The 21,861-nt window shown below is 54.0% G+C and carries 17 protein-coding genes; 3 read left to right on the top strand and 14 right to left on the bottom strand.

The annotated features are described in order from the left end of the window. Positions 1-2: 2 nt before the first annotated feature. From EDC26_RS02875 to EDC26_RS02840, 8 genes are all read right to left on the bottom strand, one after another. Complete coding sequence (locus tag EDC26_RS02875; protein WP_132579761.1) at positions 3-2,300, bottom strand: nitric-oxide reductase large subunit; 2,298 nt, start codon at positions 2,298-2,300, stop codon at positions 3-5. 295 nt (positions 2,301-2,595) lie between these two features. Continuing rightward, the gene (locus tag EDC26_RS02870) at positions 2,596-3,822 is read right to left on the bottom strand and encodes an acetate/propionate family kinase (RefSeq protein ID WP_132580082.1); all 1,227 of its coding nucleotides are present in this window, start codon (positions 3,820-3,822) and stop codon (positions 2,596-2,598) included. A 5-nt stretch (positions 3,823-3,827) separates the two neighbouring features. Continuing rightward, entirely contained in the window at positions 3,828-6,191 is a 2,364-nt protein-coding gene (locus tag EDC26_RS02865; protein WP_132579760.1) for a phosphoketolase family protein, read from the bottom strand. Positions 6,192-6,330: 139 nt separating this feature from the next. Further along, positions 6,331-7,875 carry a bifunctional aminoglycoside phosphotransferase/ATP-binding protein gene (locus tag EDC26_RS02860; RefSeq protein ID WP_132579759.1) on the bottom strand — a complete coding sequence of 515 codons (1,545 nt, stop codon included), beginning with the start codon at positions 7,873-7,875 and terminating at the stop codon, positions 6,331-6,333. A 39-nt stretch (positions 7,876-7,914) separates the two neighbouring features. Continuing rightward, positions 7,915-9,654, bottom strand: a complete 1,740-nt coding sequence (locus EDC26_RS02855) for a PHA/PHB synthase family protein (protein WP_243700758.1) — start codon at positions 9,652-9,654, stop codon at positions 7,915-7,917. A gap of 67 nt (positions 9,655-9,721) precedes the next feature. Further along, the gene (locus EDC26_RS02850; RefSeq protein WP_132579757.1) at positions 9,722-10,078 is read right to left on the bottom strand and encodes a c-type cytochrome; all 357 of its coding nucleotides are present in this window, start codon (positions 10,076-10,078) and stop codon (positions 9,722-9,724) included. Positions 10,079-10,149: 71 nt separating this feature from the next. Further along, complete coding sequence (gene nirK, locus EDC26_RS02845) at positions 10,150-11,289, bottom strand: copper-containing nitrite reductase (protein ID WP_243700757.1); 1,140 nt, start codon at positions 11,287-11,289, stop codon at positions 10,150-10,152. Between the two features lie 176 nt (positions 11,290-11,465). Further along, positions 11,466-12,173 (bottom strand): formylglycine-generating enzyme family protein, encoded by a 708-nt coding sequence (locus tag EDC26_RS02840; protein ID WP_132580080.1) that lies wholly within the window; start codon positions 12,171-12,173, stop codon positions 11,466-11,468. Between the two features lie 556 nt (positions 12,174-12,729). Between EDC26_RS02840 and EDC26_RS02835 the strand changes: the two genes are divergently transcribed. Together EDC26_RS02835 and EDC26_RS02830 are read left to right on the top strand one after the other, a co-directional pair. After that, complete coding sequence (locus EDC26_RS02835) at positions 12,730-13,563, top strand: Crp/Fnr family transcriptional regulator (protein ID WP_132579756.1); 834 nt, start codon at positions 12,730-12,732, stop codon at positions 13,561-13,563. 153 nt (positions 13,564-13,716) lie between these two features. Beyond that, the gene (locus tag EDC26_RS02830) at positions 13,717-14,526 is read left to right on the top strand and encodes an LOG family protein (RefSeq protein ID WP_243700756.1); all 810 of its coding nucleotides are present in this window, start codon (positions 13,717-13,719) and stop codon (positions 14,524-14,526) included. A gap of 68 nt (positions 14,527-14,594) precedes the next feature. Here EDC26_RS02830 and EDC26_RS02825 read toward each other — a convergent pair whose 3' ends face one another. From EDC26_RS02825 to EDC26_RS02805, 5 genes are all read right to left on the bottom strand, one after another. Continuing rightward, positions 14,595-15,068, bottom strand: coding sequence for a universal stress protein (locus EDC26_RS02825; RefSeq protein WP_132579754.1), 474 nt, complete (start codon positions 15,066-15,068; stop codon positions 14,595-14,597). Positions 15,069-15,171: 103 nt separating this feature from the next. Further along, positions 15,172-16,533: an MBL fold metallo-hydrolase RNA specificity domain-containing protein gene (locus tag EDC26_RS02820; RefSeq protein WP_132579753.1), complete on the bottom strand. Its 1,362-nt coding sequence runs from the start codon at positions 16,531-16,533 to the stop codon at positions 15,172-15,174. Positions 16,534-16,751: 218 nt separating this feature from the next. Continuing rightward, positions 16,752-17,204 (bottom strand): Hsp20/alpha crystallin family protein, encoded by a 453-nt coding sequence (locus EDC26_RS02815; RefSeq protein WP_132579752.1) that lies wholly within the window; start codon positions 17,202-17,204, stop codon positions 16,752-16,754. 276 nt (positions 17,205-17,480) lie between these two features. After that, positions 17,481-18,770: an NRAMP family divalent metal transporter gene (locus EDC26_RS02810; RefSeq protein WP_425012208.1), complete on the bottom strand. Its 1,290-nt coding sequence runs from the start codon at positions 18,768-18,770 to the stop codon at positions 17,481-17,483. 11 nt (positions 18,771-18,781) lie between these two features. Then, a complete protein-coding gene (locus EDC26_RS02805; RefSeq protein ID WP_132579751.1) occupies positions 18,782-19,231 on the bottom strand; it encodes a universal stress protein in 450 nt (149 codons plus the stop codon). 366 nt (positions 19,232-19,597) lie between these two features. On the opposite strand from EDC26_RS02805, the gene EDC26_RS02800 reads away from it, so the two are divergent. Beyond that, complete coding sequence (locus EDC26_RS02800; RefSeq protein WP_132579750.1) at positions 19,598-19,804, top strand: cold-shock protein; 207 nt, start codon at positions 19,598-19,600, stop codon at positions 19,802-19,804. Positions 19,805-19,892: 88 nt separating this feature from the next. On the opposite strand, the gene EDC26_RS02795 is transcribed toward EDC26_RS02800, so the two are convergent. Continuing rightward, positions 19,893-21,725, bottom strand: a complete 1,833-nt coding sequence (locus EDC26_RS02795; RefSeq protein ID WP_132579749.1) for an AMP-dependent synthetase/ligase — start codon at positions 21,723-21,725, stop codon at positions 19,893-19,895. Between the last annotated feature and the right edge of the window lie 136 nt (positions 21,726-21,861).

The raw sequence follows: 21,861 nt of genomic DNA, 5'->3' as shown, positions 1-21,861 counted from the left end.
ACCTAAGCGCGAGCTGCGGCGTGCATGCCAAAATAGCTCTTGATTGCAGCGATGGATAGCGGTATGGCCCCAAAAATAATGAACACCAGGTCGCCGGGCAGACGCAGCCATTCGAGCAGGCGCGCGGTATCGGTGGCCGTGTAATCCAGGCTACGGGCATGCCAATAGCCGTGCTGGACTACATCCCATACCTGCAGCACGCCACCGGGGAAGAGGCTCAGCACGATCATCATCAGTAGGCCCGTGTTGGTCCCCCAGAAAGCCACCTTGATGTACTTCTCGATGCCTGGCCAGCGCGATTCGTCGGTGGTTTGACGCAAGACGAACACCATGAGTGCAATGGCCAGCATACCAAAAACGCCCATCAGCGCGGCGTGGCCATGGTTGGGTGTAAGAATGGTACCCACTTCATAGTAGCTCACGATAGGCAAGTTGACCAAGAAGCCGAATACCCCAGCACCCAGGAAATTCCAAAAACCCACGGCCATGAGGAAATAGAACGTCCACTTGTGCGGCACCGCCAACGGTACGCCGCAGTCGTCGCAATCACCGCGGCTGGTGCGCACAAAATCCCAGGCATCCAGGGTCAGCAGCGTCAGCGGCACGACTTCCAGCACGGAAAATATCGCCGACATCGCCATATTGAATTGGCTGTGCCCACTGAAATACCAGTGGTGGCCTGTGCCGATTAGGCCACCGAGGAAGTACAAAATAGCATCGAGATAAATGACGCGCAACGCGGTGTTGCGGTTGGTCAGGCCTAGCTGGAAAAACGTCAGGGCAACGACGGTAGTGGCAAAGAATTCAAAGAAACCCTCTACCCATAGATGGATAATCCAGAAGCGCCAAGTATCGACGACCGTGAAATTGGTTTTAGCCCCATAAAACAAGGCAGGAATATAGAAGATGGGGATAGCCAGAGCCGCCAGCAAGAACATCCGTGCCAGCGGCCTGGCGTTGGGATTGCTCACCGCGCGCGGCCGCGCCAGCCACCACAACATCACAAACCAGGCCAGCAATCCCGCGACCAATAAATATTGCCAGAAACGCCCGATTTCCAAGTACTCCCAGCCCTGGTTGCCAAACCAGAACCACCAGTCGCCGAACCAGCCGGCCATGCCGGCCCACTCACCCAACAGGCTCGCGCCGATGACCAGCGCAAACGCAGCAAATAAGGCGTGTGTAGCAGGCACCAGCCAACGGGGTTCATCGGCGCGCAGCGAGCGTGCTAAAAACAGGGCCGCAGCCACGTAGGCCGTCGCGATCCAGAAGATCGCGGTTTGCAGATGCCAGACGCGCAGCAGATTGCTGGGAAATATTTTTTCCAGCTGGAATCCGTAAAAACTACTCGGATCGGCCCGGAAATGGGCTATTCCCCCGCCTACCAACGTTTGCGCCAGGAACAACAGCGCCACCACGACGAAGAATTTCACCAGCGCGCGTTGGCCAGGGCTGGCCTGGCCTGGGATTACTTGCGGGTGCACACGATGGCCGCGAGTGATCCATCCCAGGTAGTCGAATTTTCCGAACGCCAACAACACCACGCCAATGCCGATCAGCAAGACCACCAGGCTAAGCGCACTCCATAACAACGCACCAGGCACCGCCTGGTTGCCAACGCTGGGGTCATAGGGAAAGTTATTGGTGTACGAGTAGTTATATCCTGGACGATTGGCCACCGACGCCCAGGCCGCCCAAGTGACGAAGGCGGTAAATTGATGCAGCTCGAGGGGGTCGGTAATCAGATCAGGCTTGAGCCCGCCATTGCCCACAGGGTCGTGGAAATAGGCTTTCCAATAGCCTACCTGCTGGCGATACGCGGCGGCTTCGGGCGTGGTTAAAGACAGCGTCTGGGTATCGGCATTGAAACGGTTGGTTTTAAGGGCTACCGCGACTTCACCCTGTATGGCAGCGGCCTGCCCGGGTGTTAATTCCGACACGGGCTTGCCATATTGCTGGCGCGCCAGAACATCGGCCGTGTCCAGCCCGATGCGGTGCAGGGCAACAGCAGAATAGTCTGGGCCCAGGTAAGCGCCGTGACCCCAGATCGTACCGTTGTCCATCAGGCCATAACGCAAGAACACAGCCTGGCCGTTACTGATATCGTCACCGGTGAATACCGTGACACCCGAGGCGTCAACGACCTTTGCCGGTATGGGTGGCGCGTTGCGGTAAGCCAAGGTGGTAATGGCCAACAAACCGGCAAAGCCCAGCACCATCACAATTAGCACCGAGCGTATCCACCAGGGCGAAAGTGGAACTTCTTCCGATTCGTTCTTGGGTTGCGCGGCTACGTCCATGGCTTGTTCCCTTTGGTTAAATGGCAATGCGGCTATTGTAAATCCCCGGCTGGGTGTTTACTTTGTGATCGTAGCCAGATGGCACCCACAAGGGGTGCCGCTACAAAAACCTACCCGTGAATCCCGTAGCGGCAGCCCTTATGGCTGCCATTTTTTCAAACCGATAGCCTGCACCAAAAACAACCACGAGTCTGTGCGCTGCCGTACGTAGCTCGGCTGAGCAATACCTGCACGCCTTTGTGATAACACTCTAGCCGTGAAAGTGCCCGGGTTTCGCATCGAGCGCTGTAGATCATTACAACGGCCTTTGCCCGCCAATGCTCCGCAGAAACAATGACCTGGTATGGTGGGCAATCTGTTCGTCTTCCTGCGACGCAATCACACGCACTGCACAGCGCGACGCGGGGTCATTAATCGGATTGGTTCCCGACTGGTTCCGGGCAGCGTCCAAGCGCACACCGATCCAGGACAAGCCATCGCAGATTGTCTCACGTACCATTGCATCATTTTCGCCAATGCCACCAGTGAAGACGATCTGGTCGACGCCATTGAGCACCGCGATCATCGCAGCCAACTGCTTGCGCAGGGAGTAGCAGAACATTTGAATGGCGAGGTGAGCATCGGCGTTCGAAGCGGCGGCTTCATGCAGGCGCCGCATATCGCTATCAAGGCCTGAAATTCCCAGAAGCCCGGAGCGACGATCAACCAAGTCTTCAAGCATCGCTGCACTGAACTTCTGTTCGCGCATCAAATAGAGTAAAACGCCTGGATCAAGATCGCCGCTGCGCGTTCCCATGATGACGCCACCGCTGGGAGTCAGCCCCATGCTGGTATCGATCGATCGGCCATCTTTGATTGCAGAGACACTCACGCCATTGCCCAGATGAGCAATTATCAGGCGGCTTGGTACGCGGCTGCCAAGTTGACGAACAATCGATTCACAAGAAAGGCCGTGGAACCCATAGCGTTCAAGCCCCTCGGATTGCCACTCTTTCGCAATGGGAAGTATGCGCGCAACGTCCGCTAATTGGGCGTGAAAGGCAGTATCAAAACACGCCACCTGTGCAAGCCCGGGAAATTGCTCTTGCGCGTAGTGTATGACCGAAAGAGCCGACGGGGTATGCAGCGGCGCGAACGCGCTAGCCGCATCAAGTTGGCGCAAGACTGAACTGTTAATAAGACAGTGCTGGCGCAGGATGGGCCCACCATGCACAATTCTGTGCCCGATGGCGGCCGGGGCGGCCATTTTCGACTCGGCAAGAAGCCGCACGATGCGAAGGATTGCATCGCGCTGGCTAAAAATGGGCAGCGTCTCAGAGATCGACTCATTCCGGCACAAATTGTGGGCACAGAATTTTCCTTTGTGTTCGCCGATCGACTCGGCCTGGCCGCCGAGCAGCATTTCAGTACGCGAAGATCCGACACGGTACAAGCCGAATTTGAGCGATGAAGAGCCGCTGTTTAGGGCCAGGACTCTCAATTCAGGCGCCCCGCCGATCTGGCTACGTTCGGGTGTCACCATCACGTTCATGCATTCCAGCGCCAGTCTTGAACTTCCGGCATATCTTGGCCATGCTCGCTAATATAAAGCTTGTGGCGCTGCATGGTAGCCCAGTATCGCGCTGTCTCCTTCTCTACCAAGTCGGCGAATCGCGGTATTCGCCCGATGGCGTCCAGCGCGAGCTGATAGCGGTCGAGATTGTTCATGACGACCATGTCGAAAGGGGTCGTTGTGGTGCCCTCTTCCTTATAGCCGCGTACATGAATATTGTCATGATTGCGCCGCCGATAGCTAAGCTTGTGGATCATCGCCGGATAGCCATGGAAGGCGAAAATGACGGGTTTATCTTCAGTAAATAGTTTGTTGAATTCACGATCTTCCAGACCGTGAGGATGTTCAGATGGGGGCTGCAATACCATCAAATCCACCACATTGACGACACGGATGCGTATATCGGGAACGTATTCGCGCAAGAGTGTTACAGCGGCGAGCGTCTCAAGAGTGGGTATATCGCCCGCGCAGGCCATGACGACATCGGGATCGCCACCATCGTTGCTGGCCCATTGCCAAATACCCGCACCGATAGTGCAATGATGAATGGCCGAATGAATGTCGAGCCACTGCCATTGCGGCTGTTTTCCAGCAACGATGACGTTGATGTAGTTGCGGCTGCGCAAACAGTGATGCGTCACCGACAAAAGGCAATTTGCGTCGGGCGGCAGATAAATGCGCACAATGTCGGATTTCTTGTTCGCGACGTGGTCAATAAAGCCGGGATCCTGATGCGAGAAGCCATTGTGATCCTGCCTCCAGACGTGCGAGGTAAGAAGGTAATTGAGCGACGCAATCGGTTTGCGCCAGGGGATTTTGGTACTCACCTTTAACCACTTGGCATGTTGATTGAGCATGGAATCGATGATATGTATAAAAGCTTCATAGCACGAGAACAAGCCGTGGCGCCCGGTCAGTAGATAGCCCTCGAGCCAACCCTGGCACAGGTGCTCGCTTAACACCTCCATGACACGGCCGTTGACGCTGAGATTAACGTCAACCTCTTCAACATCAGCCATCCACGCCTTGCCGCAGACTTCATAGACCGCATCGAGCCGGTTCGACGCGGTCTCGTCTGGGCCGAATAGGCGGAAGTTCTTTCGGTCAAGATTAAGCCTCATCACATCGCGCAGGAATTTTCCCAATACCCGTGTTGCTTCAGCTTCGACAAGGCCCGGCTTGGGCACCGTCACGGCATATTCATGAAAATCGGGCATGGCCAGAGGCTGCAACAGCTCGCCTCCGTTGGCATGCGGGTTGGATCCCATGCGGCGGCGACCCGTCGGTGCAAGAGCGGCCAATTCATCCAGGAATTTGCCTTGCTTGTCGAATAACTCATGCGGCCGGTAACTCTTCATCCACTCTTCGAGTTGCCTCAGATGTTCGGGGCTCTTGAAATCGGCGATAGGTACTTGATGTGCACGCCAAGTGCCTTCGACTGGCTTACCATCGACGACCTTCGGCCCCGTCCAACCCTTGGGCGTGCGAAAAACAACCATGGGCCAGCGCGGGCGTGCCGGGTTTTGCGTGGTAGGAAGAGACCGCGCGGTGTTCTGAATCTGACGAATCTGCGCCAGAACCGTGTCGAGCGTTTTGGCAAGACATTGATGCACGGCCGCCGGGTCATCGCCCTCCACAAAATAGGGCTCATAGCCATAGCCGCGCATGAGCGCCGCCAGTTCTTGATGGCCGATCCGAGCCAGCACCGTCGGATTAGCGATTTTGAAGCCGTTAAGATGAAGGATCGGAAGAACCGCGCCATCATGAGCTGGGTTTAGAAACTTATTGGAATGCCAACTGGCCGCCAACGCTCCGGTTTCGGCTTCGCCGTCGCCTATGATGCAACTGACAATCAAGTTCGGGTTGTCGAAAGCGGCCCCATAGGCGTGCACCAGGGAATAGCCCAGCTCGCCTCCTTCGTGAATGGAGCCAGGAGTTTCGGGCGATACGTGGCTAGGAATCCCGAAAGGCCAGGAGAATTGACGAAAGAGCCGCCGCATCCCATTGCGGTTTTGCTCGATCGCAGGATAGCGTTCTGTGTAAGACCCCTCCAGATAGGTCTGCGCCACCAGCCCAGGACCGCCATGGCCCGGGCCAATGATATAGATCATATCCAGATCGTTATCCTTGATCAATCGGTTAAGGTGAACATACAGAAAGTTCAATCCTGGTGTTGTCCCCCAATGGCCCAGCAAGCGCGGCTTTATATCCTCAAGCGCAAGCGGCGAGTCTAGCAACGGATTGCCCTGTAAGTAGATCTGGCCTACCGAAAGGTAATTCGATGCGCGCCAATAGGCATCCATTTTTTGCAAAAGCTCTACTGATAGTGGGCCGGACATGGCGTTCTCCAAATTGATATCGAACAAAAACAAATACGTCGCTAACGCAGCTACACCTTATTTCCCACTATCGATGATATTTTTTCTATCCACCGCACAAATGGCCTCCACGGGGCCGCATCGGTCGGTTTGACGAGATCTACCGTTGGGGCGCCCGGCAGGCTAAGACCTCCACAACCCGCGCCACCGTGGAGGTAACGGTGCCGCCTGCCTCGATCCAGGTCCAGCCAGCCGGGCTATTTTGACTTGCCAGTTGTGTGCGCACTACGTCTACAGTCGCATCGGATGCATCGCCTCGTCGCGCATCAACCCGGGCAATAAGCGTATCGGGCTGAGCATGAAGCCACAGGCCTGTGAAAGGAACTTCTGCATCGAGCGCAATTTGTTCGACCCGTTCACGATAGGCTATCTCAGCAAACACAGCATCGGCAACTACCGCATGACCGTTGGCAAGAGTCGCCCTCACGCTTTGCATCAAAACAGCGTAGATCTGTTCTGAAACCTCTGGGTGATACGCCGCTACCGGCAGACGCACCTCTGCGGGTACACCGCGAAGGTGTTTGCGGATGCGGTCGCTCGCCAGTATCCGCGCCCCCGGTGCTGGTCCAAGCTGATTCGCGACGGCCGCCGCCACGGTTGATTTACCTGTGCCGCTCAAGCCTCCAATCGCGACCAGCCGTGGTGGCGCCGGCGCAAGAAATCGAAATGCCAACGCTATATAAGCCCTGGCCTCGCGAACAAGCTCTTCGTAGCGTTGGCCCGTAGCCTGCCCAGCCTGCATGGCAATAACATGAGCACGGACGGCCGCTCGTATAGCCATGAAAAATGGCAAAAGCGGCAACCCGTCGACCTCGTCGCGTTCATCAACGTAGCGATTAAAAACCAGATTGGCGCCCGACTCAAGACCGCGATGCCACAGATCCATAATTAGAAAGGCAAGGTCGTACAGTATGTCGATCGTCGCAACTGCCTCATCGAACTCAATGCAGTCGAAAAGGGTCGGGACGTCATTTACGAGGCAGATATTGCGCAAGTGCATATCTCCATGGCAGTGGCGTACCTTGCTTGCGCGCTCGCGCGCATTCAGCAACGCCTCGTGGTGGCCAAGGGCTGTCCGCAATTTCGCAGTCAGCGCGGCAATCGTGGCCGATGTGAAGATATTCGCCTCCGCAAGCGCCTGCTCGTTGCTATCCAGCACGGACGCGATGCTGGCGGCTCCCGTTCGGCGATGATCGATGGCCGCGTTCGTATGAAAGCGTGCGACGGTACGCGACAGTTCCGTCAGCAATGCCGACGTTAATTGGCCGCGCGTTGCCATCCTGTCGAATAGTGTGTTTTCATCGAAACGAACCATTTCAACCACGGCATCGACAAGTTCGCCGTGACCATCGAACAAAAGACGGCCATCGGCCTCGCGGGTAATGCACCGCACGCCCACATAGAGCGTCGGTGCGGTCCGCCGATTCAAGTCTAACTCCTGGCGGCAAGCAGCCAAGCGTCGAGCGGCGGTCGAAAAATCGACGTAAGGCAAGTGCACTGCACGCTTTAACTTGAAGACACGTTGTCCCACGAAAACGATGACGGAGATGTGGGTATCAAGGGTGGTTACCCGCGCCACCGACTCACCATAACTGGCCGAGTCCTTCAAAAACGCGAGAACAGAGGTCTGATCCTGAACAATCATGCCACATCCTTTGCGTCGGGAGTCAAGACAACGCAAATCTCAAACAATGCCGACATAACGACCGGGCGCATCCTCGAACTCAGTCATTTTCGAACTCAGCTTCTCCGATATAGGCAAGGCGGCCACCGCCTTCGATGATCGGCAGGCGAGCCACGCCTGCCATGCTGGCCACCAGGATCCCTCTTGTTGGTCCGCCTGCAATAGCCACGCCTCAGGGTCAATATACCGACCCTCAGGAGCACGTGTCATAATTTTGTAAGAATGGCCTGTGTGTTTCGCTGATTCTACAGGTGGATTGACGATACCCACATTATGCCCGCCAGTGGTCAAAACGTACGTCGTTTCGCAATCCGTCAGTAAGTGCACCTTGAATACCGATTTCCATGGCGAAACATGATCGCTCTCTGTACCTACCACGAATATGGGCAACCGAAGATCTTGCAAGGCTATGGGCTTGCCATTGACCGCGAACCTGCCCTCAGCCAAATCGTTATTCAGATAAAGCTTGCGTAAATACTCGCTGTGCATGCGGTAAGGCATCCGAGTAGCGTCGGCATTCCAGGCACGCAAATCGGTCAGAGGAGTCTGCCCGCCCATCAGGTATTCATGAACCAATTTTGACCAGACCAGATCTTTGGAATTAATCAATGCAAAGGCGCCAGCCATCTGACGGCCATCCAGGTAACCTTGCGCTGCCATGATACTTTCCAAATAGGCTATCTGGCTTTCGTCGATGAACAGGCCAAGCTGGCCGGGCTCTTTGAAGTCCAATTGGCTAGCCAGCAGAGTCATGCTGGCCAGGATGCGATCGCCGTCACGCGCCAAAGTCGCCGCGGCAATTGCCAGGAGAGTGCCCCCCAGGCAATAACCAACCGCATGGATCTGTTTTTCGGGCGTCACTTCCTTTATCATGCGCAGCGCCGACATAATCCCCATATCAAGATAGTCGCTAATGGCCAGGTCGCGGTCATCTTTGGTCGGGTTATTCCATGAAATCATGAAAACCGTATGACCATGGTCCACCAGGTATTTGACCAGCGAGTTATGAGGCGACAAATCCAATATGTAATACTTCATGATCCATGCCGGCACAATCAATACAGGCTCGGGAAACGTGGTTTTCGTGGTCGGTGCGTACTGAATCAGCTCAATCAAATGATTTCTATAAATGACCTTTCCGGACGTCAAGGCAACGTCTTTCCCGGGCAGGAAGGTCTCGGTGTCCCGGAGCTTGCGATGAGACAAAAGATCCATCGTATCGCGCTGCCAATTTGACGCGCCGCGCACCAGATTGTCCCCGCCTGATGCAAGCGTATAACGCAGTACTTCGGGGTTGGAGGACACAAAATTGGAGGGAGACCAAACGTCCAGCCACTGGCGTGTAACGAATTCGGCAACATTCTGATGGTGCAGCGATACCCCTGGAACGTCAGTCATGGCGTCGGACCACCATTGCTCCATCGATAAAAAAGCTTGTACAGACCAATTAAATGGTATTTTTCCCCATGCCGCACCCCGAAAACGTTTGTCCTGCGGCTGTGGCTGCGCACACGGAGCGCAATTCCCCATCGCAGAATTCGATACGTACATTACCCACTGGACCCATTTCCTAGCCGCACTTTCCAGCATGTCACGCTGTTTGCCGGGCGACACCGCCAGATGACTGGCCCAATCAAGATAGGCACCCACCAGAGAAGCTGATGCAATGCCATGCGTGATCGGCAGCATGGTTTCATGAATCAGCGCATCAGCCAATTGTGTCCGCGTTTGGTTTTCCACTATCTTTTCCATTTATCCCTCAGTACATGTGCTGGCCGCTATCCGGATAAATGCCTCGACAAGGTGATTACTGCCCTGACTTCACCATATACTGAACAGCCGACGCCAATGTCGCGTCATCGACCTTGGCCGCTCCGCCTCTGGGCGGCATGGCGCCCTTGCCCTTGATGGCCGTGGCCAAAATGGTGTCCATACCTTGCGCGATAATGGGTGCCCACGCCGTCTTGTCGCCCAGCTTGGGGGCGTTCGCCGCGCCCGTGCCGTGACACACAAAGCAGGCCGATTTATATAGCTTCTCGCCATCGTGATTCACGGTAGCGGTTGTCATGGCCGAAGCGGACGCCACGACCTGGGCAGAGGTCAGCGCGGGGGCGACGCACACAGCCAGGGCAACTCCCAACGCGACGTGAACAAGCTTGAACATAAATTTCTCCAGTAATGGCTGACAAGAGGCTTGCCGCCAGGCAAACCTTCGTATGAAATAAAGAGCGGCGATCACGCTTGAGTGATGGGGCCGGGCGCCTTGACTTGTTTCATCAGATCATCATTCCACTTGCCTTCGACCTTGACGTGGCCCGCCGCGCCCAGCAAAAAGGATTCGATCAGATTATGGTTCAGATAGGCGTAAATGCCAGGTTGCTTGAAGGTATACAAGGCCACCCCGGCGGAACCGCCCGGAACAAACCAGGTTTCAAGCCCTTTTAGCGGAGGATTATCGAACTTGCCCAGTTCCCACACCCAATCGCCGTGCCCACCAATAAGGTGCGGGCGCGTGTCCCGATTGGCCTGCGAGTGAATGAATAGTACGGTTTCGCCCACATTGGCCAGCAGAGCGTGTTCGCCCGTCAGCGCGCCCACCTTGCCGTTGAACACCACATGGGTGGGAGTAAGGGTCTGCATCACCTCGACGGTATCGGCATAGCTCGCCGCCGGCGTGTCATAGTCTTTGTAGTTACCCTTTTCATCTTTGGGGATGTACAGGTCAAACTCGCCTATGGTATAGGCCCGATCGTAGTGCAGGGGTTTGCCGTTCGCGTCTTTCAACCCGTCGCGCGGCAAAACCATTATGGTGCCGCTCATACCCGATACCACATGCCAGGCCACCGTGCCTTCGGGGGCACAATGATACACAAAAGCACCGCTGCGGTCGGCTTTGAAACGCAACGTAACTTGCTGGCCAGGATTGACATTGGTCAATTTGGCGCCTCCCAGTGCGCCGGTCGCCGCATGAAAGTCAATATTGTGCGGCATGACGTTCGTCGCCGGATTAACCAGGGTCAATTCAACGTAATCGCCTTGATGCACCACCATGGTGGGGCCTGGCATGGAGCCGTCAAAGGTCATGGCCTGCATTGTTGTACCCTTGTCGTCAATCACAATCTTTTTTTCTTGAACCGTCATGCGAAATTCAACCACTCTGGGCGTCGAATCAACGGTCTGCTCGTGTGCATGAATCATGGGCGGCGCCACAAGGTCAACTTTGACCCGTCGCAATGTTGATATGTCGTGCGCAATGGACGCTTCTTTGGAACTCGGGCCAGAATTGGTTTTTGCCAAAACAGGGCCGGTGATAATGGCCGACCCGGCGAGCGTGCCCATGCCTACTTGCTTCAGAAATGAACGCCGTTCCATCATGAAAACTCCTTCGTTGTAGTGTTGACCTGTTGGATCCATTTAATACCTGTCTTGCCGCCCATTTCTTGATCTAGCTCAAGCTTGATGCAGATTAATACGGGTTTTCCCTAATCAGCAACGGGCCCAACGACAGACCGTTCCAGTTCAACCCTATTTGATGCAGCGCCCTGGTTAAATCAATTGGCGGCGTCACGAATAAGCCTGAATCCAAGATTGCTGGGCGGAATACCGACCGAACATGCGCCGCCGCGGGGGTCGCGGATAAAATCGGCAATATATCCACGATGCCGGCCCGCCACGACTCGAACGCCGCAGTTTTGTTCGGGTGCGGCATCTTCATCGATAATCTGACGAGTGCTGCACGTGTCGGTCCAATCCCATACGTTGCCGGCAATATCCAGCAACCCAGTGGAACTGACTCCATAACTGCCAAAGACCTTAGGGCGAACATCCCCTGTCGTCTTGCGACGGGCTTCGATCGCATATTCGGCCAACCAGCGCTGAGCTGGATTACTCGGATCAGACGGTTCGATAACGTCCTCTTCCTTGTAAGCCGAACCGGCGGCGAACGCCCATTGTGCGTAGCTCGGGAGCCTGTAATGGTGGCCAGTCCTGGCCGACAACCAGGCGGCATAAGCGGTTGCATCCGCCCAGCTCACCCCAACCACCGGCAAATCAGGGGAAACGGCGCCTCGTTGCGCCCTATCCAAAGCCTTGCAGGCGCCATTGCCGACGCACTGCGCATATTCCGCCTGGCTAACCTGTCGTTTCATGATCAAGAAATCGCTCGGAAAGTGCACAACGACAGCGGGCGGATCCACTGGGTCATTACCCCGCAAGTACTCACCGGCGGGGCGATATGTAAAGTTGCCCCGCTTGATCATAACGAGTTCGGTTGAGTCATTTGCCGCACGTATATGCGTCGGAGCCCAATACACAAGGGCGGCCGCGGCCAGCGCTACGGCGATTGCAATGTTGGTTAACCGGTGCATCCTCTTTTACCTTCCATTTAGGCGATGCGCCTAAGCTTCCAACCATTATCCAGTGACACAATACGCGAGTCTTGATTTACATCAAATCGTGAACGGATGTCAGATGCCGGAAGCATCACATTGCAATAATTTCGACGTATTATTAGCTCGAAACATTTAGCTGAAATTAATTACAAATCAATGACTTAGAACAAACCACAAACACTTAAACTTTTGACATAAATCAATTTTTTTTCTAAAGTACAACCTTACACTTGACGCAAGAACTCCCAACTACATCCGCAAGTGATTAATCGTATATATGGATGGCAAAGCTCAACTCGTTGTCCACAGCCATGTTCATATGCCGGAACTCGGGCACGGCTAATTATTCTCTCTGTTTTGCAGTGAGTCATCAGAGCTGTGTGGTGGTTATACCGTGCCAATCGGCACAATAAACCGAAGGATCATGATGAATACCCTTAAGCTTGCAGAGACGTGGGCTGATTCGCGGAACGACGTGGTTCCACACTCTCGGCCAGGATACGCCAAACTCTTTTTCTCCATTCAGGATATCGGCGAGTTGTTGCGACTTGATGGCCCTCAAAAACAAGAAATGAGCGAACAGGGTCCGCAATTTCATCCTCGACGAGTCAAGGCTGGCGAGCTAATCTATCGCTTGGGACAACCGTTTGAATCGTTATACGTTGTACGGTTCGGATTCTTAAAAATCGTGCTGCGCAATTCCGAAGGTGATGAACGAGTGCTCTCCTTCCCGATGAAGGGTAATCTGCTGGGTTTGGACGGCCTTTTCTGCAATCGATATGGCACCGAAGCCGTCGCGTTGACCGATTGCGAGTTGATAATTATTCCCTTCAAACAGATACTGGCCATGGGACATTCCTGCCGCGAATTGGAGCAAATGATCTATCTAGCCACCAGCCGGGAAATTATGGAGGAGCATGCCGGCATTAGCCTGTCGGGCCCGCTCAAGTCTGAAGCGCGTGTGGCCGGTTTCCTGGAAGAGCTCGCCAAACGGTATGCGGCGCTTGGTTATTCCTCGCAAGAAATGTCGCTGCCCATGACCAGGCGCGATATAGGCTGTTACCTGGGCCTGACACTGGAAACGGTCAGCCGCACCTTGTCCGCCCTGGCTGAGGCTGGTGCGATCTCGGTACGTCGAAAAGACATCCAAATACTAAAGCCCGAATTGCTCCATCTATTTCAATCTTTCCGTTCCCTACCCCAGCAGAAAATCCGACTCAGCCAACCTTTATTTTTTTGCTCGACCACTGTTCAATAAGGCAAAGCCGGCGAGTCGGTTGGGCTTTTGAACACGCTTCATCCCTATATTTGGACCACAAATTGTCCACGGTGCAAATTTACGAGTTGATCATGCCCGAGGAGGTTCCGTATGACTGACTCGACTCAACACAAGGCTCTGCAAGAGGCCATTATGCGTGGGGCCAGTTATCGCCTTGCCCAGGAAGATCTTGAGTTTTTGGCGAGCGATGATTTGCGCCCGCTTCGATTGCAGCTAGAGCTCCAAAAGCCCGAGGCTGCGCTGCGCAAGCTCAACATCCATTCCACCATTGTCGTATTCGGTAGCGCAAGAATAATTCCGCCTATAGAGGCACGCGCTCAGTTGGCTCGGGTTAAAGCCCTGGCACAGGCCCAGCCAGACGACCCGGGCATCCAGCTTGAACTTACCAAGGTTAAACGTCGGCTACTGTATTCGCGCTACTACGACGAGGCACGACGCTTCGCGCAAATGGTCTCAAGTCATTTCCAGGATAAGGAGCAGCATGATTTTGTGATCGTAACGGGTGGCGGTCCGGGCATCATGGAGGCCGCCAATCGGGGCGCTTTCGAAATGGAGGCGCACTCGATCGGACTCAATATTACGCTGCCGCATGAACAGGCGCCCAATCCTTTTATCAGCCCCGAACTGGCATTTCGTTTTCACTACTTCGCGCTGCGGAAGATGCATTTTTTGTTGCGGGCACGAGCACTGGTCGCTTTTCCAGGAGGCTACGGTACTCTTGACGAACTTTTGGAGGTTCTGAATCTTGTGCAGACCAGCAAGATGGCTCGCATTCCCATCGTGCTCGTCGGCAGAGCTTTTTGGCGGCGGGCGGTCCACTTCGACTTTCTCGTCGAAGAAGGGATGATCAGCGAGGCCGACGCGGCATTGATCACGATCGTCGAAAATGCAGAGGAAGCTATTGCAATTTTGCATGATTTCTATCAAAGCATCCTGCCCTGACACTTCACACGATGTGAACATAACGGTCTGAGGCGCCCTGGAAACCAGCCAACCCCAATGCCAGGCCCTCATTCCTTGGCTAGAGGCTCGACAGTTGCCTTTTGCGGAATCAATAGCACGGGCCTTGTTGATTGTCTGATAAACGCTTCGGCCACACTGCCCAGCATCAACCGCTTAAAGCCGCTGCGGCCGTGAGTACCCAAAATCACCAAATCAGCTTGAAACTCATCGGCCACATCCTGGATTTGACTCGCCGTAGGCCTAATAGAGGGAAATTTATCAGCTACACGAGCCTTGCCATCTATACCCTCTTTTTTCAAACAGGCATCAGCCTCTGCTGCAACGCGGTCGCCCTCGGCACGGAGGGCCTCATAAATTGGCGTCAGATCATACCCAATACCTGGATCATAGATATTCGGATACTCAACTACATATAGAGGTAACAACTCAGCCTTTTCCGCCTTAGCCAGTTGCAACGCGGTTTCAAAAGCGCCGTTGGCCACATCACTCCCATCAATGGCCACAAGAATTTTCTTGTACATGACTAAGTCTCCTTCGTTCTTTGGATGGCTAGCATTATGATTCGCTGAAAACACAGATTGACACTTGATCTGTATTAAGTTTGGTAAAAGAAGAACTGTGGATTCATCGCAATTCGGCTTCTTCCCGATCCTCCGCAACATGACAAGACCAGCCTAATTCGTCTTTAATCCGCAACCTCAGGGTATCCGCCGCTTCGGGCTCGCCATGAGCTAGGAAGGTCTCTTTGGGCGGTCGTTGAAAACCCCTTAGCCAACGCATGATTTCGTCGGCGTCCGCATGTGCCGAAAGCATTGAGAGATTGTGTAATTCCGCGCGCACGGGAACGTATTCACCATAAATCTTGACGGTTTGAGCACCATTGAGCATCTTTGCACCGCGCGTTCCCGCGGCCTGGAAGCCGGCGAACAATACAGCCGATTGCGGATCCGGCGCAAATCGCTTTAAGTGATGTAAAACTCGCCCCCCCGTTGCCATGCCGCTGGCCGAAATAATCACTTTGGGCATTGGTGTGGCATCGAGTCCTTTGGACTCCTCGACATCGCGAACATAATGGGCCACTCCATAGGCCGCCGCGTAATTGACCTCGCCTAAGCGCAACTGGTCTGGATAACGGCGATAAATATCGACCGCGTTTACCGACATCGGACTGTCCAGATAAATAGGTAAATTGGCCGGCAGGCGCCCTTGTTGTTTTAACTGGTACAGGTGCAGTAGTAATAATTGAGCACGTCCGACTGCGAATGCTGGAATCAAAACCGTGCCGCCCCGCCGCACAGTTCGCTGAATAATTTCGGCCAGCCGGTTTTGTGGGTCTTCGCGCTCATGAAGGCGATCGCCATACGTTGATTCCGCTATCAAGTAATCCGCTTCTTCCACGATAGCGGGGTCAGACATTAATGGGTCGTTATATCGACCCAAGTCGCCGGAAAATACTATGCGGCGCCCTTGCCAATTTATTTCGACAATGGACGCGCCCAAAATGTGTCCAGCATGATGAAAGATTATTTCGATGCCGGACTCGAGTCTATGCAAGGTATTGAATGGCATTTTTTTAAAAAGACGCATCCCATTATTCACATCGGCAACGGTGTACAACGGCAATGCAGGAGCATGTTTCGACAGCCTGTGCCGATTGGCGAAATCGGCATCCGATTCCTGAATATGGGCGCTATCAGTCAATAAAATGGCACACAGATCGACGGTCGTCTCGGTTGCGTAAACCGGCCCACGAAAACCATCTCGGGCCAAGCAGGGTAAGTAACCCGAATGGTCCAGATGGGCGTGTGTCAGCACGACGGCGTCGATACTGCTGGGAGTAACCGGAAACTGCGCCCAATTACGCAAGCGAAGCTGCTTCAACCCCTGAAATAACCCGCAATCAATAAGAATCCGCCGCCCGTCTGCTTCGAGCAGGAACCGGGATCCGGTCACTGTGCCGGCAGCGCCAAGAAATGAGAGTTTCATAGATACTCGCTTACTCGTACTGAATACGTAACCGCCCGGATGCCGCCAAACAAACGACACCCATGCATCCAGTTGCCGATTGGGCGTTCACACCCTTCTTTCTGCCGGGACGTGTCTGCTGAGTGTCGCCCGAAACCATGATCAAGCCGGCGCGCCCGACGGCTAACACGAGCAAGCCATGATTTCGGCGCCGTCGGATCCCATCTTAGTTACGCTAATTAGTTGACCGTCAGCATTTTTGCACCGCTGCTGCCCGATTTCTTGGGTAAGGACAACTCCAACACGCCATCCTGGTATTTAGCGACGGCTTTTGAATCGTCTATCTCATGAGCAAGAGTGAAGCTGCGCGATTGATGGCCAAAATAGCGTTCGCGACGCACTACCGTTTCACCCTTTTTCTCTTCCGTCTCGCGCTTTGTCTCAGCGGTGATCGTAACCTGATTACCTTCGACAGCTACCTTTACGTCCTCTTTTTTAATACCCGGTATTTCGGCTTTTACGGTATAACCCTGATCTGTTTCAGATACATCCATCTTAATGCGCGGTTCGGCGTCAAGATTACCCAAGGCCGGTCGCAAGCGGAAATCCTTGAATAAATCCTCAAAGCTGCGTAACGGCGAAAAATGAGCAATATCGTTAAAGGGATCGAGTTGCATTAAATTATTAGCCATGATGAACCTCTCCAGGAAAAAAACGATTTCAATTCCCACTGGCTTTTACCTCTGTGACAAGCCAAAGCGGCGAGAGCCTTAAACGTGCTTTGCACTACATGCATGGTCATACTATCCTGATGGAAACTACGGTAATTGATCAGCATCAACAACACTGCGGTTTTTATTCCCGGGCATTGCATTCGGCCCGGCTCTCATTTGGTTTAAATGATAGATGGATTGCTATGAGTGCGCCCGTTACCAATACCCAACCGGGGTCGCCTCAGAAATTTAGCCTTAGCCAGGCATGATCATTCGTATCGCCGCTGCTCCCATCACTCCAGTTGCAATCCAGCCAAGAACGATTGTCGGCCGACCGACAGTAAATTCGCCCATTACTGACTTCTTTGAAACCAATACAATGATCACAACCATCAACGGCACAGCGACCACGCCATTGATGACCGCACTCCAGAACAAGGCCTTCATTGGAGCGATTGGCGAATATTGAATCAGAAGCCCAGCAAGCACACTGACGGCAATAACGCCGTAAAAACCGCGTGCATCACGTGCTTTGCGTTCCAGGCCGGACTTCCAACCCATTGCCTCCGATAGCGCATAGCCAGCGGAGCCGGCCAACACCGGCACACCGATCAGGCCGACCCCTAAGATGCCGAGAGCGAAAAGGGTATATGCGAAGTCGCCAGCAAGCGGCCGCAACGCGCTTGCCGCCTGCGCCGCAGTCTCAATGTCTTTGACCCCGGCAGCGTGAAGCGTGACAGCGGTTGCCAGAATAATGAAATAGGCCGTGATGTCGGAATACAACATGCCGCTCCACGTGTCCCATTGAATGCGGCGGAGTTCTTTGCCAGCTCCTCGACCGTCACTCAGCAGCGACACGGCACCAAGCTCCCCTTGCATATTTTCGACCTCCTCGGACGCCTGCCAGAAAAACAAATAGGGGCTAATGGTGGTTCCGAAAACCCCGACAATCACGGCGGCGCTTGTGGAATTGAGTTGAAACTTCGGCCATATCGTACGTATAGCCACTTCCGCCCAAGGGACATGCACCGTAAACAAGACCGCCGCATAAGCCAGTAGGGAAAATGTCAGCCATTTCAAGAAAAAGACATAGCGGTGATAGGGAATGAATACTTGCAGTATCAGCGTGCCAAATACAAAAAATGCGGTCATGAGATGACGATTCAGGCCTGTGACCAATTCCGCCACCTCTCCCATGGCGGCAACATCCGCAGCAATATTGAGAATATTCGCAATGAATAGAAGCACCACGACAAACAAAAGCACAGCAGGCGGGAACGCGCCTTTGATATTGGCGGCAAGGCCCTTCCCAGTAACCCGGCCGATACGTCCGCACATGGACTGAATCGCAGCCATCAGCGGAAAAGCCAGTGGCATCGTCCACAGCATGTTGAGGCCGAACTGCGCACCCGCCTGGGAGTATGTGGCAATCCCGCTGGGGTCGTCGTCGGCCACGCCAGTGATCAATCCCGGGCCGACCCACGCCAAAGGGTGTTCCTTCAAGCGCTCCCATATGGCACGATTCACATGTGAATTAACCGGCACGGCTGATGCCTTTATTGTTTTTGCTTGACAAGCAACACCGGCACCGGAGAGGTACGGGCCACCAGTTCCGCATCGCTACCCATCATCATTCGCTCGAATCCGCGTCGTCCATGCGTGCCCATCACAATAACATCAGCACCCAGGGATGCGGCGCGTTCAACGATGACACTGGCGACTCGCCCGTCCAGATTTTCCCGCAGATCAGTATCGACAACAACGTTGCTCGCTTCCAGAAGCGAACGGCTGCGGGCCAGCATGTCTTCGGCCGCTTTTATTGCATGCGGCTTGATATCTCTGAAATAAACTTCCGCCTGTTCGAAACCATTGGTATAGGCAGTCATGTCAAGTACATGCAACAGGTGCACATGCGCGGAGCACATTAAAGCCAGTTTTCCCGCTTCCGCCACTGCGCTGCCCGATGTCGGGCTACCATCGACCGGAACTAAAATTGTGTTGTACATGATCAATGTCCCAGGTATCAAAAATTGAAACTAGCTGCTAACGCAGATAAACAATACCGTATGCGTCGCTACTATCCTTTAAGGGCACTTAATTGATGAGCCACCGGAAATGTATGCCAAATGATACCTAACCAGATTATGGGCAATCTGATCCAGGACAAAATTATTGGCGTTATTTTTGCTTAACACAAGGCGTGACTCCATTTTGAAAAAGATTTGATATGTATCAATACAGGCAAATATAAGACCGCCATAATAAAGTTGTATGACATTCGTCGGGCTGCAAATATTCTCTTGCCTATGCTGAGATTAAAAGTGCTGCAGCGGCGTAGGTCGCTGCGATTTTAAACTTCGAAGGAGCAAATTATGTCAACAGGTACTGTTAAGTGGTTCAACGATTCCAAGGGTTTCGGCTTTATTACTGCGGATGATGGTAGCGGAGATCTTTTCGCGCACTTCTCAACAATCCAGATGAATGGATTCAAGACCCTCAAGGAAGGCCAGAAAGTCAGATTTGAAGTGACCGAGGGCCCAAAAGGTAAGCAGGCTTCTAATATTCAAGAAGCGGCTTAAGGTACAAAACTACACTATTGATTAAGAAGGGTTGAACAAGGTACTGGCTTACCGAGAAAGTTTTTGGCTATCGGACGACAGGTTTGCTTTATGCGTAGATATCATCAATTTCAGCATGAAAATGCTCAAGCAAGGCATTGCGTTTAAGTTTCAGTGTGGGTGTCATCAGGCCGTTCTGAAGCGACCACGGCTGCGTCGCGACCCGTACAACACGCGGCACCGCATAACCGGGGAAATGCTTGCTTGCCGATTGAATCTTCTCCAGAATGAGACCCCGCATTAATACCGAATCCAGCTTGACGCTACCGCTAACGTCAAGCTTCAATTGGCGCAACAGTGTGTCCAAACCGCTACGGCTAAGCACAACAAAAGCGGCGATGAACGGTCGGTTATCGCCAATCACGAACGCTTGCTCGAATAGCGGATCGGCCGTGATCGCCAATTCCAGATCCGCCGGCGCAATCTTCTCGCCGGTTGACGTGACGATGATCTCCTTGATTCTGCCGATGATGCGAATGCGCCCTCCTTCCAAGACGGCCTGATCGCCGGTACGCAACCAACCATCGCCGGTCGTCGCCTGCGCACTGTCTTCCGGCCGCTTCCAATACCCTGCCATGACACCGCCGCCGAGGACCTGCAACTCATTGCTCTCACCGATACGTACCGCGACGCCTTCCAGTGGTTTTCCGACCGTGGTCGGCCAGTTGTCGACAGGCGTATTGCAGGAGACCACCGGTGATGTCTCTGTCATACCGTAGCCCTGCACCAATGGCAAGCCCAACGCAAGAAAACATTCTGCTACCGCCTGCGACAAAGGTGCCCCGCCGCACACGGCCACACGCAAGCATCCGCCGAACTGCGCCAGCACCCTGCGCGCCACCAATAAATGCAAAATAGGAGACAGCAGCGGATCCAGCCAATCTAGAGGGGTCTCATCGCAAGGCAAATGCTGGCGTCGACAGAAGCGTCGCCAGCCTATCGTTTGCGTAAGCGCGAACAAACGTCGCATCAAATAGCTGGATTGGGCAAGCGACTCCTGCAATTTCAAGTAGGAGCGCTCATAAATTCTCGGCACCGAAACCAGTATCGTCGGCCGGACCGTTGCCATGTCTTCTGGAATCTTCGCTACGGACCTTACATAAGCGACGCAACTGCCGGCCGCAATCGGCAGGTAATATCCAACAGTACGTTCGAAAGTATGCGATAGCGGCAGGATCGACAGGAACACATCGGACGGAAGCACGTTGACCCGTGCCATCATTGCCCGGATATTCGACAGTATATTGTGATGGGTCAGCATGACCCCCTTAGGCTTGCCGGTAGTTCCCGACGTATAGACGATTGCAGCCAGGGCGCCGCCCGACACCGGAGGCCTTGGGGCACTGTTAGGCAAGTCACCATTGACCAACCAGGTCGCTAATGGAACCACGACTCCTGGAGCAGGAGGTGGCGAGCAATCATTGGCAAAATGTTCATCGCCTATGACCAATACCAGCTTCAACAACGGCATCGCTTCGCCGATTGCGGCAATTGCCTCCCATTGCGCACGAGTCGACAACACCAACATTGATGCATCACAGTCCTTGACGATGTAGGCGATGCTGGCTGGATTGTCCAGCGCATGCATCGGCACCGGGACCAGGCCCAGAACCAGGCTCGCCTGATCAATGCAGACTGCATCCAAACCATTTGGCAGCAACACGGCAACCCGTGCGCCAGGCGCCAGGCGGGATGCAGCAAGCGCGCTGTGCCAGGCCCTCACCCGCACCCCGATCTGCGCCCAGGTATGAGAATGCCAGCACCCTGTCTCTGAATTGAAATGGCGGTATGCCTCATTCTCCGGCGTTTGTCTGATTCGCCAGTCAAACAGGTCTCCAAGCGTCGTGATACGTTCCAGGCTGGCTGAAATAGCAGTTTTCATGGTGTCTATGTGAACGTTTCCCAGCTTCCAAAAGTTTTCGTTTGTTTCGACAAACAGGCGCGGGCGTTCGCATGTTCTTCAGCACTGCCATCCACCCTCTAAAGTCAGCGTAGTCACTTCGGAAATACGCGTATTG

The organism is Paralcaligenes ureilyticus (assembly GCF_004346225.1).
Classification (GTDB): domain Bacteria; phylum Pseudomonadota; class Gammaproteobacteria; order Burkholderiales; family Burkholderiaceae_B; genus Paralcaligenes; species Paralcaligenes ureilyticus.
This window is presented reverse-complemented; position numbering and strand designations above follow the sequence as displayed.